Source organism: Marinobacter sp. SS21 (genome assembly GCF_028369065.1).
Lineage (GTDB): Bacteria > Pseudomonadota > Gammaproteobacteria > Pseudomonadales > Oleiphilaceae > Marinobacter.
In genome coordinates this window covers 205,871-220,890 of record NZ_JAQNDA010000005.1, presented here as the reverse complement: position 1 = coordinate 220,890, position 15,020 = coordinate 205,871, and the positions used below count along the sequence as shown (strand labels likewise).

The following is a 15,020-nucleotide window of genomic DNA, read 5'->3' as shown; positions in this document are numbered from 1 at the left end:
TGGTGCCGGTGACCAGAGGCGGGACGATCGCCCCACCCCACAAACGTCAGGCTATAGCAGGAGGCAATCTAACCATTCTTCGGACTCTTGCGACGCTGGTAACGGCCATTGGCGGGTCTTTCGGAGCAGCAGCATGGATGCTGCGGTGCCCGACAGGTACATGGACGTACCTTGGAGGGCAGCGGAGAAAGACCTGCCAATGGCCGCAGGCACGGAATCCGCCGGCTAAAACAATCAAGACCCCATGGAGAAAGCCCTCCTACGGGCCGCCGGCACGGAGTCAATCAGAGGCTCCCTAAGCCCCGGCATAGCCCAAAGCCTTATTCACCTGATTGAACAACGCCTCGCCACGATGCCAACGATCAAAATTCTCCAGGAACTGATCGGTCAACGCCCTGCGCCAGCCAATAAAGTCCCCCGCCATATGGGCGGTCATGATCACGTTATCCATGTCCCAGAGCGGGTGGCCCGCCGGCAACGGCTCCTCTTCGAACACATCCAGCGCGGCGCCGGCAATCTCGCCAGCCTTCAGGGCTGAAATCAGGTCGTCGGTTTTCACGATCGGCCCGCGACCAATGTTGATGAGCCGAGCCCCGGTACGCATGGCGGCAAACGCCCTGGCATCGAACAACCCCGCCGTCTGCGGCGTCAGCGGCGCCGCGATCACCACATAGTCCGCCAGCGCCAACTGCGCCAACAGATCCGCCTGGCTGTGGACCGCCACGAAATCCGGATCGTCGTCATGGGCGCTGCGGGCAATGCCATGAACGTGCAAACCGATGGCCCTGGCCAGGCGGGCGATCTGACGGCCAATGGAACCGGCGCCCACCACCAGCACCCGCCGGCCTTCGGCCCGCTCGGTATCCCGGTGCTGCCAGCGGTGCTCCAGCTGGCAGCGGATCGACCGCGGAAAATCCTTGGCGAACATCAGGATGGTACACAGCACGTATTCAGCGATGGTGCGGTCGAAAATGCCTCGGGCGTTGGTTACCGTCACGGCCCCCTCAACCAAAGCCGGGAACATCAAGGCATCGACCCCCGCACTGGTGGCATGCACCCACTGCAGCCGGTCGGCCGCTGGCCAGGCCGCCGCCAGGGCTTCGGTGCGAAAGTCGGTCACCATCATCACCTCGGTTCCCGGCAGAGCCTCCCGTAATGTCGCCTCATCGCAGGCAAAGCGTACCTCTGCCCTTGCCCGCAGGGCGGCCACGCCCGGAAGCGCCGGCTCTCCTGGCGCGGTCAGGACTGTGACGACGGGGCGATGAGCGGCACTCATGGACGTTCTCCGGGTGGTGACTGTTGTTCCTAGTCTGGTGGCTAGGCCAGGGCGGGTCAAATGAGCCTGCGCCCTCACCAAAACGGTGACGAAAGTCTCTTGTACCTCGAGTGTATAATTACTAACCTGCAAACGTGGTCACCGGAATTGTGTCATCTGGGAGGTCGAGATGCCGGAAAGTGCAGCAGACACGGACAACCCCCAACCTCGCAAGGTCAAGTACCGCAAGACCAAGGCCCGCTGGCACCCGTCCATGCAGGCCATTCCTGTGCCGGGGATACGGCGCATGGTCAACATGGCCGCCACCATGAAGGACGTCATCCACCTGTCGATTGGCCAGCCCGACCTGCCAACGCCCCAGCACATCGTGGATGCCTACATTGATGCCCTCAATGCCGGCCAAACCGGTTACACCATGGACGCGGGATTGCCGGAGCTGCTGGTCGCCCTGCGCGATTATTACGGCAGACGCTATAACCGCAAACTCACCCGCGATAACATCCTGATCACCAGCGGTGCCACCGAGGCCATGTACCTGGCGCTGTCCGCCACGGCGGCACCCGGGCGGCAGTTCATCATCACCGATCCGTCATTTTTGCTGTACGCGCCGTTGATCCGGATGAACGGCGGCGAGGTCAAGTTCATTCCCACTCACCCTGAGAACCATCACCAGCTCGACCCGGATGACGTCTTAAAGGCCATTGGGGAACGCACCTTCGCCATTATCCTCAATTCCCCCAACAACCCCACCGGCGCGGTGTACCCCCGCAGCACCATCGAGACCATCGTGGAGGAATGCGCCTACCGGGGTATCCAGGTCTACAGCGATGAGGTCTACGACCACCTGATCTTTGATGATGACGAATACGCCAGCGTACTCAGCTGCGCCCTCGATCTGGACAACGTGATGTGCATCAGCAGCTTCTCCAAGACCTACAGCATGGCGGGGCTGCGGGTGGGCTGGGTCATCGCCAGCCAGGCTGCCATCAAGTCGCTGCGCCGCTTCCACATGTTCACCACCTCCGTCGCCAACACGCCCGCCCAGTTTGCCGGCGTGGCCGCACTGACCGGGGACCAACAGTGTGTCACCGACATGGTCAGTATCTATCGGGAACGGCGGGACCGAATCATGACGCTGATCAACCAAACACCCCACCTGACTGGCTACAAACCTGGGGGAGCGTTCTTCTCCTTTCCCAATCTGCCGCCCCATGTCGATGGCTCCGATCTGGCCCTGCGCATGCTTCAGGAAACCGGTGTCTGTGTGGTGCCGGGTGATGCCTTCGGCGAAGATACCGCCAATGCCTTGCGCTTCAGCTTCTCCACGTCGCTCGAGAACCTGGACGAAGCCTTCGACCGGATCATCCCGTGGATGGCCAAACAGTCGCTCTAAGGAGCTCGCCATGTCCGCAATGGAGACAGCCGAAATTCAATGCCCCTACTGCTGGGAAATGCTCGACATCAGTATCGACCCGTCAGTACCGGTGCAAACCTATGTGGAAGACTGCCAGGTGTGCTGCCAGCCCATCCTGATTTCCGTTTCCCACGATGAGAACGGCGACCTGAGCGTATCCGCCGATCAGGAAAACAACTAGGGACCCTTAACACAAGGGAGCCTCTGATTAATTCCGGATCAACGCTTGCTGAGCCGACACACGCCGCACCAACGCCTTACCGATCATTAATGGCTCGGGTAAACGGGAATCCCGGTACAATCTCACTACACTGTGAGGGCATTCTCGCCCCCAATCGACCCGATTATGGAGATCTCACCATGACACGCCTGGCCTTGATCCTGCTGCTGACACTGAGTTTCGGCGGCTGCGCCAGCTTTTCGCCTTATTCCATCAGCGAGCAGACTCTGGAGAATCACCTGCAGAAGTCCATCGCGGACTTTGACCGACAACAACTTCGCGCCGGCTCGCCGCTGAGCGTCACATTGGGTGATGCCGACATCACCCTGGGACCGGACGGTCGCGACGTGGCGGTGATCGACCTGACCGGCCAGGTGGCGGTGAATGCCCTGATGACCCGTATACCGGTGGACATCGTGCTCAAGGTGGAAGGCGCCCCGGTGTACGACAGCCAGGAGAAAGCGATCTACATCCGTCGCCTGCAACTGCTGGACAGCCGGGTGGAATCCACCCTGTTCAACCAGGATCTCCAACCATTGACCGACACCGTGATGCGCAGTGTGGCGCAACTGCTGGAAACCGTGCCGGTGTACCGGCTGGATGAATCCGACCCAAGCCAGAAGCTGTTTGGCATGGTGCCCATGGACATCCGGGTCGCGCCAGGGCGGCTGGAGTTCGTGATGGCGGATCAGTAGCGGGTTCAAGCCAAGCCATGCGCAGATTCACGGCCCTTGCACTCGCCGCCGTCCTCGGGCTACCGCCACTGGCCGGGTCGGCCTCGGAGGCCCAGCCCAGAACGGTAGTGCTGCTGCACGGCCTCGCTCGGTCGGCCGATTCGATGCTCGATATGGAAGACGCCCTGAAAGCGGCGGGCTACCTCACCTGCAACATTGACTACCCATCGACCGACCATCCTATCCAGACTTTGGCCAGTGTCCATATCCTGCCGACGATCCGTGCTTGCGCCGATAGCGAGCAGCGCACTCTGGACTTCGTGACCCACTCCATGGGCGGCATCATCGTGCGGCATCTCCGCACCGTTGAACCCACGCTGAAATTTGGCCGCGTGGTGATGCTGGGACCGCCCAGCAAAGGCAGCGAGGTGGTGGACAAGCTGGGCGAGCTGGCACCGTTTGAATGGATCAATGGTCCCGCCGGCCAGCAACTGGGGACAGACGAGCACGCCCTGCCCCGATCCCTCGGGGCAACCGACCTGGAGGTCGGGGTCATTGCCGGCGAGGATTCGATCAACCCTATCCTGTCGTTACTGATTCCGGGAGAAGACGACGGCAAGGTCTCGCTGGAGAACGCCAGGCTCGACGGCATGGCTGACTTTCTGATCGTACCGGTGAGCCACCCGTTCCTGATGACGGACCAAGAGGTCATCACCCAGACACTCTATTTTCTGGAGCACGGTGCATTCGAGCACGACGGCTAGTCAATGGATCAGCCGAAAGACGCTTCGCAGCCTAGCGCAGGCGGACGATCATGACCAGGCGTCGGCTCGTTGTGGCTTGTTCAGCAAAAACCTCCGCTGTTCACAGGCTTGGCCGCCAATTAAGCCTAATGGTAGAGTTAATCAAAGGCTCCTTAAGGTCACCCCTGACCACAATGGCTGGAAAGAAGTTGTCGCCAAAGACGCCTCGCAAGCTCGCTATCCATAGGCAGCTTGAGAACGTAACCCAAGAAATCTTCTAACATTGACTGCCCCAACAGGGAGACCGGCCCCAGATTCGATGGCCCCGGTTTGCTGGTGACCATGGCCAGAAAGGAGCCAGGCATTTCTATAGAGACCAAGGAGTTACGTGAATGCAGACGATTCTGGGAGCCACTGGACAAATTGGCCGCGAACTCGCTACCAATCTTGCACGCGACTTCACCACCGACCTTCGCTTAGTGAGTCGCCGCACGCAAAAGATCAACGACACCGACCAGCTACTGAGCGCCGACCTCCTCGATGCCGAGCAGACCCTGCGGGCCGTCGAAGGATCGGAGATTGTCTACCTCACGGCCGGATTGCCCATGGACACGCAGCTATGGGTCGACCAGTGGCCGACTATGATGCGCAACGTCATCGATGCCTGCGCCAGCCACAACGCCAAGCTGGTGTTTTTCGACAACACCTACATGTACCCGCAGACCGATGCCCCTCAGACCGAAGAAATCGCCTTTAAACCGCATGGCAAGAAGGGCAAAGTCCGGGCCGCCATTGCCCGGGAACTGCTCGACGCCATGAGCAGCGGTCGCGTTCAGGCCATGATCTGCCGGGCCCCGGAGTTCTATGGGCCAGGCAAGACCCAGAGCATCACCAACGTCACCGTAATCAATAAGTTGCGGCACGGTAAAACGGCAAAGGTGTTCCTGCGTGACGACACCCTGCGAACCCTGATCTTCACCCCCGATGCCAGTCGGGCCATGGCCTTGCTGGGCAACACCCCCGATGCCTTTGGCCAGACCTGGCACCTGCCCTGCGACGACAACCGACTCACCTACCGGCAATTCATCGAACTGGCGGCAAACACCTTCGGTGTCGAGGGCAACTACCAGATCCTCAAACATTGGCAGCTGACGCTTGCCGGCCTGGTTAACCAGAGGCTTAGGGACGCAGCCGAGCTACTACCCCGCTATAAGGCAGACAACCTCTTTGTCTCCGACAAATTCAAAACCCGCTTCCCGGAGTTTCGTGTCACGACTATTCCAGAAGGCCTTGCGGCGATCTGGGACGAAACCCCAAAGACATAAAGCGAAACGGGACAGCAAGATCACCACCGTGCCACTGGCGTACAAGGTGCGCCGCATCGACTTCGGCGACGGCGAGAAGGACGCTATGTCCATTCCCTGGGGCGATGTGTCCACCGCTTACCACACCACCGGCATTCCCAACATCGAAGTGTTCATCCCAGGCTCACCCAGGATGATTACCAGCGCCAAGCGCGCCAACTACATCCGGCCACTGCTGGGCATCTCCCTGGCGCAAAAGCTGATCAAGGCACGCATCGCAAAAACGGTGAAAGGGCCCGATGAGGCACAACGGGCGCAAATGCCAACCTTTGTTTGGGGCGAGGCCACCAATGCCCGCGGACAACGCAAGACCGCCCGCATCCGCACCGCCAACGGCTACAGCCTGACCGTTACCGGCTCGCTGGCGGTCATCGAACACCTGATGACCAACACCCCCGCTGGCGGTGCCTACACGCCATCGAAGCTGGTTGGCGCTGATCTGGTGACGCGGCTGCCGGATTCGGGGCAGCTGCAGATCTCCTAAGGGAAGCAGACAGGTTTGTAGGAAGGCACTAACTTGATCGCCCAACGGCGTATTTGGAACCGACGTTGGGTGCAATCTACTTTGGCGGCTTCACCCTCACCTCGGGGTGAAACCGCCAAATCGATCTGCATACATCAAGGCGCACTGATTAACGGGGCGGTCCCCAGACATTCAGAAGAAAAAAAGCCGGGGGGTAGCCCGGCCAAAAAAGCGTCATCGCTTCATCAAGATTCATAGTGCTTCAAGACGCAAACTGTTCCATGAAATCGGAAGCTTCCTGTCTGGTGAAGAAACGCCCGAGTCGTACAAACCCGGAAATAATGGAACTCTTGATCTTAACCACTCGCCCGGCCAGGTCTCTCTCGGTGACCCAATCCTCCGGCAAGCCGTCGATAAGGTGAAAAGGTGCAGGTCGACCGTCGCGAAAACGGGAAATTTCCACTTGCCCGGTTTGGGCATCCTGGAAAGCAGGCACAAAGTGGGCCTGTGCGTTGTTTTCGCTCACGCCCCCAGTACCGGCGAAATGACGGTTTTCTTCTACCAGGAACGATGTTGTCTGTTGATTAAACATCTGCGCCACCTATCTGATTTTCTGGCTACGCCGTTTTAATCTCCTTACCGTTTTCCGGGTCACTTCCTTTTATATGATCCTAACAAGGCCCACCATTTAACACAACAGTTGTTATGCTTAATTGGTGATTTGTAATGTTTGGCCCGACCGTGCCGCCCCAAGGCACTAGTCCAGCCTTAGCGCCACTGACGACGGCGGTGAGCCAGAGTCCTCAATCCGGCAGCAGACACACTCGGGGGCGACATTAGGTGCCTAAATTGGAAACGAAAAGAAAACCGGAGGTCGCAGGTAGGCCTGCAGCGGCGACGTCTGCCTGGTCAGAAAAAGGAGTCGTCCCTGACCCGTGACGTGCACAACAACACTTCAATGTGTTGGGAGGGGATGGTCTTACGAGTTCGGAGGATTTGGATTATGCAGTGATCCCGCCCTGCTCTATCAGGATTGAAAAGGAGCACCTGCATTAGCATTGAAAAAATGGGTCATCCATGACCCTTAAGGGCACAACAACAATCCTTTGGCATTAAGGACTCTCATAATCGCGAGAAAGGTCTCGCGTTGACTCGCGAACCGTGCCTGCCCGGTTATAAAAAGAGGACTTCCCCGACCTGTACGGGACCCAACAGCGTTCCAATGCGTTGAATGGCAGGACGACGCTACGTCATCTCTCGATACATCAACAAACGTTCAATGAGACCCTTTAGGTAGCGGCATCCACCAATTCCTCGCGGGACCGCTGCGAAGGCTTGGGCGCCTCCCCCACCTTATCCTTCTGCCCATTGCCCCGGCTCAGGAAGTGGGTCAGTGCAGGCAGCAGGGTCAGTGCACCGATCATGTTCCAGAGGAACATAAAGGTAAGCAGGATGCCCATGTCGGCCTGGAACTTGATCGGCGACACAATCCAGGTCGCCACCCCGATCGCCAGGGTCATGCCGGTAAAGGACACCGCCTTGCCGGTGGTTTTGAGGGTTTCCTGGTAGGCCACGCGCAATGGATGCCCCAGAGCCAGGTAGGAATTCAGACGGGTGTAGATATAGATGCCGTAGTCGACACCGATCCCCACGCCCAGCGCAATGACCGGAAGGGTCGCCACTTTGACGCCAATTCCCAGCACCGCCATCAATGCCTGGCACAGTAGTGACGTCAGCGCCAGCGGCAACAGGATGCAGATCACCGCCTTGATAGACCGGAACGTCAGCAACACCATCAGGCCGACGATGCCGTAGACATAGGCCAGGATCTCCAGCTGGGCACGCTCGATGACCTCGTTGGTGGCAGCCTCGTACGCAGCATTGCCCGTACCGAGACGGAACCAGATGTCGAAATCGTCGTGCTTGGCGGAAAAGTCCCGCACCACGCCGACGACTCGCTGCAGGGTTTCCTGGCTGTGATCGGTCAGCTCAAGCTGCAATTGTTGATGATCGCAGCCGGCCGATGCGCCGGTGAAGGAGAACCCGGAAACGGCGATCGCCCGGCTCAGTACCCGTTCGTCCCTCGGCAGCGCCATCATCTTCAGATTGCCCTCGTTACCAAGGTAGCGGTTCATTTTGGCCCGTGTTGCCGGAGAGCTCACGGATTGCACGCCCATGGTATTGGTCAGCTGCCACCCCAGGCGATCGATAAGATCGATGGCCTTGTAGGTTTCACATTTCCCCTCCGGCATACCGGCGAACACGGTCATCAGATCGGTACTGGTGCTGAAATGGCTGGTGATGAAGTTGTTGTCCTGGTTGTACCGGGAGTCGGCACGCAACTCCGGCGCCCCCTTGTCCAGGTCACCAATCTTCAGGCCCTGGCTGTACCAGACCCCTAAACCGGCCAGCACTACCGCGCTGATGACAGCGATGCGAGCCATTTTCGGCTGGGCAAAATGAGCAAGGCCTTCCCAGAGGGCGGACCGGGTTTCCAGCTTGTGCTGGGCATGTTCGACGCAACGCCGGGACACCCCAACGTAAGACATCAACACCGGCAGCAGCACCAGATTGGTAATAATCACCAGCGCCACACCAACACTGGCCGCCATCGCCAGGTCCTTGATGGCACCAATGTCGATCATGAACAGCGTCGCAAAGCCGATGCCGTCACTCACCAGCGCCACCAACCCCGCCTTGTGTAGGTGATGGAAGGTCATACGGGCCGCATTGAAGTGAGTCTCACCCTTGGCGGTTTCATGGGCGATGGCATTGATCACCTGCACGCCATGACTGACGGCAATGGCGAACACCAGGAACGGTACCAATACCGAAAATACGCCCAGCCCGTAACCCAGCAAGTTGATCGCGCCCAACTGCCAGACCACCGCCACCACCGAACAGAACAATGGCACCAGGGTGGATTTGAAACAGCGTGAGTAATGAAACAGCAGCGCCGCGGTGATCAGGAACGCGATCAGGAAGAACACGGCCACCTGGGTGAAGCCGTTCACCAGGTCGGCCACTTTCTTTACATCGCCAATCACGTGAATGCTGATGTCGTCGCCCTGGTACTTCTGTCGTACGCGCTCCAGACGCTCGGAGAAAGCGTTGAAATCCAGCGGCTGCCCGGTGGCCGGGTTGATCGGCAACACCTGGAAGTCGATCATGCTGGCCTTGAAGTCGTTGGACACATAGCTTCCCACCAGACCGGCCCGGAAGGCGTTGGTGCGGATGATGTCCATCGATTCGGTGGAATCCTCGAAGGTGGCAACATCAATCACCGGGCCGCTGTCGTACCCAAGGGGCGTGATCGCAAACCAGAGCATGCCCGGAGACCAGAGCGAGTTGACACTGCTGGTATCCACGCCCTGCAGCAACGACAGGTCATCACTGATTTTTTGAAGCTTGACCAGGTAATCGTAGTCGAACACGGTGCCTTGTTCGCGGGCGACCGCCACCCGCACTATGCTGCTGTCGCCCACGCTTTCCGTGCCGAGGAAATCCCTGCCATTCGCCACGAACTCATGGCCGCCCGGGATCAGACGTTCCAGACGGGTATCGGGCTGAACAAAGCTCGCCTGCCACCCCAGATACAGCGTGGCCAACAGGCTAAGCAGCAAAACAGGCAAGCGGAAGCGGAAGACGCCTCGGGTAAGCGCTGAAAACTGAAGGTTTTCGTTGAGATTACTCATTCACTCTCTCCTCCGCTTACCGGCGTGGCAACTGTTCAAGGGTTTGGATCCCGCCCAGGCCGACCAGTACGTAGTGGTCCTGGGATGGTTCAGCCACAGCACTCAACGGGAGGCCATTTTCAAGCTGGTATTTCGTTACCGAATTCAGGTCCGCAGCCACATGAAGTAACAGGCCATCGGTACCGACGACCAGAGCCGTGCCATCGTCCAGCCAGGTGCCGCTGGCCAGCCCAGCTTCGGTATGGGTTTCCAGCTCCCGCAAGCTTGCTCCGCCATCTTTGCTGGTAAACAGCTTGCCGCCGACGCCGGACAGAATCAGCCAGTCGTTTCCGCCCTCGGCCCGTTTCGCGAGAACACCGTGGAAAGAGCCATTGTGATCGGTTTGCAGCGGCTCAAAACTCTCGCCCCCATCCACGGAACGGAACAGCAGGCCGACTTCGGAACTGATGTATAGCGTGTCGGCATCCGTGGCCGCCATGGCGAAGAAATGCCACTCATTCAAGTTTTCGGCGTGATCGCTCCAGTCGGTCCAGGTGGTCCCGCCGTCATCGGTGCGATAGAGCTTATTAAAAACACCAACGGCGTAGCCTTCGTTGGCATTCCTGAAGTAAAGATCCAGCAACGGACCCGGGAATTCAGCGTCGCGGGCGTCGAACTGTTTCTGCCAGCTGCGGCCGGCATCGTTGCTATGCACGATGGCGGCGTCTTCCCCTACTGCCCAACCTTCTTTTTCATCGACAAAAAAGACGGCATTGAGCTGGGTACTAACGGCCACCTCAGCCTGCTGCCAGTTACCGCCCTGATCGTCCGAATAGAGAATATGGCCACGCTCGCCCACCGTCACCAGCCGGTCACCAGCCTTCGTGACATCCAGCAGTAAAGACTGGGGCGCGGAAGCCATTGCCTGCGCCGGCAGATCCAGCGGATCCTGATATTCCGCCCAGGCTGTCTGAACGCTTGCGGCAGCGCCCAGTCCGATCGAAAGCAGTATTTTCAGTGAGCGATGCAGGCCTTTGGAGCCCTTGTCGCTGTAGTTATTGGTCATAAAGTCACCTTTGCGGTTAGACGCATTCCTAACCGTGTCCCGGTCTAAGTGCCAGGAGAACAGCCTCACATCGAGGCTCCGCCCCCTACTGGTGACGAAGCCTCATTCCGGTCGGTTTCTACCGGCCGCGGCGGCGCAGCGCCGCTGCGGAGTAGTAGGTCGACTGGGGAGGTGCCTCATCGAAGGTCTGGGCCCGGTCCTGACCCGTCACGCCGTTGACGGCATAGTACCCACCCACCTTCAGGTCATAATGGACGTTAAAGCCGCCCGCGGTGACCGGCACTTCCGGTGCGGTGACCGGGAAGTTGAAGCCCACCCGCCACAGGTTGTCGTTACCGTCATACTTGTCGGTCGCCAGGATGGTCCAGGTATCTTCATCGATGTAGAAGACGCGCTTGGCGTAGATATGACGGGCATCAGGCTTGACGGTCGCCTCCACCACCCAGACACGGTGCAACTCGTAGCGCGTCAGCTCCGGGTTAATCACCGGGGCTTCATAGACATCGGCAATGGAGTGATTGATGGAGTTCAGACGGTTGTTGTTGTACGGCACGTACATTTCCCGCTTGCCCACCAGCGTCCAGTCGTATCGCTCTGGAGAGCCGGAGAACATGTCGAAGTCGTCAATCACGTTCAGCGGACGGTCCGGCGTATCGAAGGCCAGGTTCGGTGCGCGACGGGCGCGACGCTCACCCGGGTCATAGGTCCAGGCCTTGCGTGGGTTTTCCTTGGCGTCGATGTACTCAATAGCAATCTGGCCCTCTCCCGCGTCCCGGGCCGGGGCATGCACGGTGGCGGCGTATCGCAGCAGGGTACCTTCCTCCCTGGCCTCCTCACTGATACTGGGGTCGTAGTAGGTATAGTGCACCTTGTTATCAAACAGCCACTCGAGCTTCTGGCCGTTGTTGTAGACGACGTTCGCCAGCGCTGATGGAATGTCTAGATAAGTGCCCTGGTATCGCAGATTATGGTTCCAGATGACCTCATTGCCATTCTCAGGAATCGGGAACGGAACGGCGCCCCAGACGCCGGAGACACCGTTACCGTCGTCCACCAGCTTGGCCGTGGTGGCGTGTTCCGCAATGCTGTCGTAAACCTGTTGCGGCCACGCGGCGGTACGATGGGTCTTATAGACCGGCATGCTGAATTCGGGATAGCGCTCCAACAGAGCAATGGCGCCGTCAGTCAGACGATCAGCGTACTGATCGACATTGGCGGCGGTAATTGTGAATAGCGGCTCTTCGCCCGCAAACGGGCTCGGGCGATCATCGCCCCGCTTCCAATTGGCCGGGGCGTCGGTGAGTCCGCCCGTCCACGCCGGAATGGTGCCATCGGCGTTACCGGCACGCTCGGCGCCAACCGGCGTCAGCTCCGCCTGTAGCCGTTTGACTTCAGCCGCACTGATTGCCGCAGATACGTTTGCGCTGTAAAGGCCCAGCGTGGCCACCGCGGTATACAATACTTTTCGATTAAACATTGATCGTGTCCCCCTAAGCGCTGGCTCAGAACTTGTAGTTAACAGACAGGTTGGCGTTGTCCTGGGTTTCGTAGTTGGAGTTATCCTGTTCGATCCAGTTGTACCCCAGCTTGGCCTCCCACGAATTGCCGATATTGGCGGTCAGGGACACGGTGCCAAGCGTCCGGTCTTCGGCAAAGTTGCCCCAGAAATGAGAGTTGCCATCCAGGTCTCGCTGCAGGAACAGCCCCAGGGTGAGGTTGGTTCCGGGATAGACGGCGTACCAGGTACCGTTCCATTCCGCCGCGATGCCATAGGCCAGGTCATCCGGCGCCACGACTTCGTCATGAACTGAGTTATGGGCCCTCAGGTTGTCCAGATCACCGTCAATGTAGTCGGCGCCGAGTTGAACCAACACCAGCTGGGAGTCGATGCCCAGCGGCATGGCGCCGCCCAACCAGATGCCGTGAACCGAGGCGTGGAGGGTGTCATGCTCTTCGATGTTGCGACCTTCGGAATCAAAAGTGGTCAATTGAGTGAACAATGGGCGGTCTGGCCGGTACGCTATTTCACCGTTAACGGACCAGGTACCGATGGTTGTGGCCAGGCTGAGGCCATACATATCCAGATCTTCGGGCCAGGCTTGCTGCAGTCCCGTTGCCGAACCCAGATCGTCGGAGCTCCCCGGCACCGTCAGCTTTATAAAGGGCAAGGTTTCGTGGTAACGGGAGTAGTAGACGCCCAATTCGGTGTCTTCGGTCACGAACATCCGACTGGCAACGCCCCATTGGCCGCTGTCATCCGGTGTGTGATCCCGATCCCGAAGTGGAACGCCCAACAGCGGATCAACCTCGGTACCGCCCCGGAAGAAGAAGTCGTCACTGAAGAAGGTCCCACGGGGCCCGAATTCGGCTCGCTCCCAATCGGTTTGCACGTAGGCGGCGATGGATGCGCTGTCACCAAGCCCCATCTGTGCGAAAACACTGGTAACGCCGATATAGGCTTCTTTGAGATCCGAGCCCGGTGTGACCAGCTTGTTGTAGTTCAGGGGTACCTGTGTGGAGACGCCATCGATAAAGTAAAGCCCCTCCCCCCAGTTGATCACCTGCTTGCCAATCCGCAGGTCAAGGGGATTTCCCGCAACATCGAAAGAGCCATAGACATAGGCATCCAGAAGGTCGAAGTAGTTGCCGGCATAGTCTTCCGCGGCGTCGGTCCAGGGCGCGGAGTTACCCATGAAACCAACGGATTCATCATCCATGATCTCGGTGTCGTACTGATAGGTGCCGGAACCGGCAAAGCCGTAGTTGCGCCAATCCAGTCCCAGTTCCGCCGTAGCCTTGAAGACGTTGGAGATCAGGTCACCTGCCTCTGGTACCCGGGCGTCAGACAGATAGTTGGGCGTCGCGCCGGTACCCAGCAGGCTGTTAGCCGGGTTCAACGCAGATGGTTTCGCATCTTCTGCACGCACTGATGCCGCATAACCCAGAGTGATATCCAGGTTACCGGTCACCTCGCTGTCTTTACCGAAATCAAACTGCATGGCCTGCACCTGGCCGACACTCGCCAGGCCGATAGTGCCCGACAGCATCGCGACCGCCAGGGGCAGCCGTTTTAGTGGAAGACTCTTTCGCATACTTGGGACCTCTCGTTATTTATTGTTTTGCTTGTCCGTAAACCGAAGACGCGTCCTTGCTTTTTCTAATCGTTAAGTCACGTGCGTTGGTTTCAGGTCGGCGGGCGTTATGCGTGGCCCACCGGGTTACTCAAGAACACCTGTGGATAGGTGCATTTGCGTAACGTTTTTTCGACTCTATCAAGGCGACCACTTAAAGACAACATCCGTTATGTATATTTTTAGACCTTCGCCTTCATTTTTAATAACGGATGTTTGCATTAACTAGCAAGACTGCTAACCTGTTCCAAAACCCATAACGACCTAAATGGCTTTTATGGCAGCCAAACAGAGGAACGCGATTTACCCATGACACCCCCAGATGCACCACGCCCCCCAACATCCGGCCGAGACGCCCCCACCAAGGCCAAACCTTCTGGCCGACGTGGAAGACCGACCGGCGACCGCCAGGCCAAGCGAGCGGAACTACTTGCAGCAGCAATAGCGGTTACCGCACAGGTGGGTTACGCCGGTGCGTCCATGCGGAAGGTCGCCAAGCAGGCGGGGTGCACCACCGGTGCCGTCACCTATTACTTCGCGAACAAAGAAGATATGGACTCGGCCGTTGCGCAAAGCCTGTTCGACCGGTTCGACAGCCTGCTGGATGCCAACCAGGGACGAATCGATATCAGGGGGCTGATTGAGCAGTGGCTGGACTGGACCCAGGTTGAAGAAACAGACCTCTGGCTGGCGCTCACCCAGTTGCTTGCCCACGCAAGACACGAACCGGCCTTTGCCGGCATCGTTCAGGCGCGCTACTCAAGATTTCGCCATGCACTAAGCTCCATTCTTGCCAAAGGCCAAAACCAGGGCATCGTGCGCAACGACATCCCCGCCGATTTACTCGCAGATCAACTCAGTGCCATGGGCGACGGATGGATGATGCTGATGCCAATCGAGCCGGACAGATTCGAGCCATCCCGCGGCGAGGCCCTGATCAATGCGGTCATCACCCTGATCTCGCCGCCCCCACAGACCTCGGCATCCTGATAGAA

General features: G+C 58.7%; 13 protein-coding genes and 1 pseudogene. 7 read left to right on the top strand and 7 right to left on the bottom strand.

What is annotated here, in order from left to right; translation table 11 throughout:
- Positions 1–295: 295 nt before the first annotated feature.
- Complete coding sequence (locus N6L25_RS09035; protein WP_271979499.1) at positions 296–1,276, bottom strand: D-2-hydroxyacid dehydrogenase; 981 nt, start codon at positions 1,274–1,276, stop codon at positions 296–298.
- 169 nt (positions 1,277–1,445) lie between these two features.
- Between N6L25_RS09035 and N6L25_RS09030 the strand changes: the two genes are divergently transcribed.
- From N6L25_RS09030 to N6L25_RS09015, 4 genes are all read left to right on the top strand, one after another.
- On the top strand, positions 1,446–2,669 hold the full coding sequence (locus tag N6L25_RS09030; RefSeq protein WP_271979498.1) for a pyridoxal phosphate-dependent aminotransferase: 1,224 nt from the start codon (positions 1,446–1,448) through the stop codon (positions 2,667–2,669).
- 10 nt (positions 2,670–2,679) lie between these two features.
- Positions 2,680–2,871: a CPXCG motif-containing cysteine-rich protein gene (locus N6L25_RS09025; RefSeq protein ID WP_271979497.1), complete on the top strand. Its 192-nt coding sequence runs from the start codon at positions 2,680–2,682 to the stop codon at positions 2,869–2,871.
- A gap of 179 nt (positions 2,872–3,050) precedes the next feature.
- Complete coding sequence (locus N6L25_RS09020; RefSeq protein ID WP_271979496.1) at positions 3,051–3,605, top strand: DUF1439 domain-containing protein; 555 nt, start codon at positions 3,051–3,053, stop codon at positions 3,603–3,605.
- Between the two features lie 17 nt (positions 3,606–3,622).
- Entirely contained in the window at positions 3,623–4,348 is a 726-nt protein-coding gene (locus N6L25_RS09015) for an esterase/lipase family protein (protein ID WP_271979495.1), read from the top strand.
- Between the two features lie 203 nt (positions 4,349–4,551).
- Here N6L25_RS09015 and N6L25_RS17705 read toward each other — a convergent pair.
- Positions 4,552–4,665, bottom strand: a pseudogene (locus tag N6L25_RS17705) (acetoacetate decarboxylase (ADC)); the annotation flags it as partial.
- A 54-nt stretch (positions 4,666–4,719) separates the two neighbouring features.
- Between N6L25_RS17705 and N6L25_RS09010 the strand changes: the two are divergent.
- Both N6L25_RS09010 and N6L25_RS09005 read left to right on the top strand, forming a co-directional pair.
- The gene (locus N6L25_RS09010; protein ID WP_271979494.1) at positions 4,720–5,652 is read left to right on the top strand and encodes an NAD-dependent epimerase/dehydratase family protein; all 933 of its coding nucleotides are present in this window, start codon (positions 4,720–4,722) and stop codon (positions 5,650–5,652) included.
- A gap of 28 nt (positions 5,653–5,680) precedes the next feature.
- On the top strand, positions 5,681–6,175 hold the full coding sequence (locus N6L25_RS09005) for a hypothetical protein (protein ID WP_271979493.1): 495 nt from the start codon (positions 5,681–5,683) through the stop codon (positions 6,173–6,175).
- 241 nt (positions 6,176–6,416) lie between these two features.
- Here the strand turns inward: N6L25_RS09005 and N6L25_RS09000 are convergent, their stop codons facing one another.
- The 5 genes from N6L25_RS09000 to N6L25_RS08980 form a co-directional block, all read right to left on the bottom strand.
- A complete protein-coding gene (locus N6L25_RS09000; RefSeq protein WP_271979492.1) occupies positions 6,417–6,755 on the bottom strand; it encodes a hypothetical protein in 339 nt (112 codons plus the stop codon).
- A gap of 688 nt (positions 6,756–7,443) precedes the next feature.
- Positions 7,444–9,849 carry an efflux RND transporter permease subunit gene (locus tag N6L25_RS08995; RefSeq protein WP_271979491.1) on the bottom strand — a complete coding sequence of 802 codons (2,406 nt, stop codon included), beginning with the start codon at positions 9,847–9,849 and terminating at the stop codon, positions 7,444–7,446.
- Positions 9,850–9,865: 16 nt separating this feature from the next.
- Positions 9,866–10,894 (bottom strand): WD40/YVTN/BNR-like repeat-containing protein, encoded by a 1,029-nt coding sequence (locus N6L25_RS08990; RefSeq protein ID WP_271979490.1) that lies wholly within the window; start codon positions 10,892–10,894, stop codon positions 9,866–9,868.
- Positions 10,895–11,012: 118 nt separating this feature from the next.
- Complete coding sequence (locus tag N6L25_RS08985) at positions 11,013–12,371, bottom strand: DUF1329 domain-containing protein (RefSeq protein ID WP_271979489.1); 1,359 nt, start codon at positions 12,369–12,371, stop codon at positions 11,013–11,015.
- Between the two features lie 25 nt (positions 12,372–12,396).
- Positions 12,397–13,986 (bottom strand): DUF1302 domain-containing protein, encoded by a 1,590-nt coding sequence (locus tag N6L25_RS08980; protein WP_271979488.1) that lies wholly within the window; start codon positions 13,984–13,986, stop codon positions 12,397–12,399.
- 348 nt (positions 13,987–14,334) lie between these two features.
- Between N6L25_RS08980 and N6L25_RS08975 the strand changes: the two genes are divergently transcribed.
- Complete coding sequence (locus tag N6L25_RS08975; protein ID WP_271979487.1) at positions 14,335–15,015, top strand: TetR/AcrR family transcriptional regulator; 681 nt, start codon at positions 14,335–14,337, stop codon at positions 15,013–15,015.
- Positions 15,016–15,020: the final 5 nt, after the last annotated feature.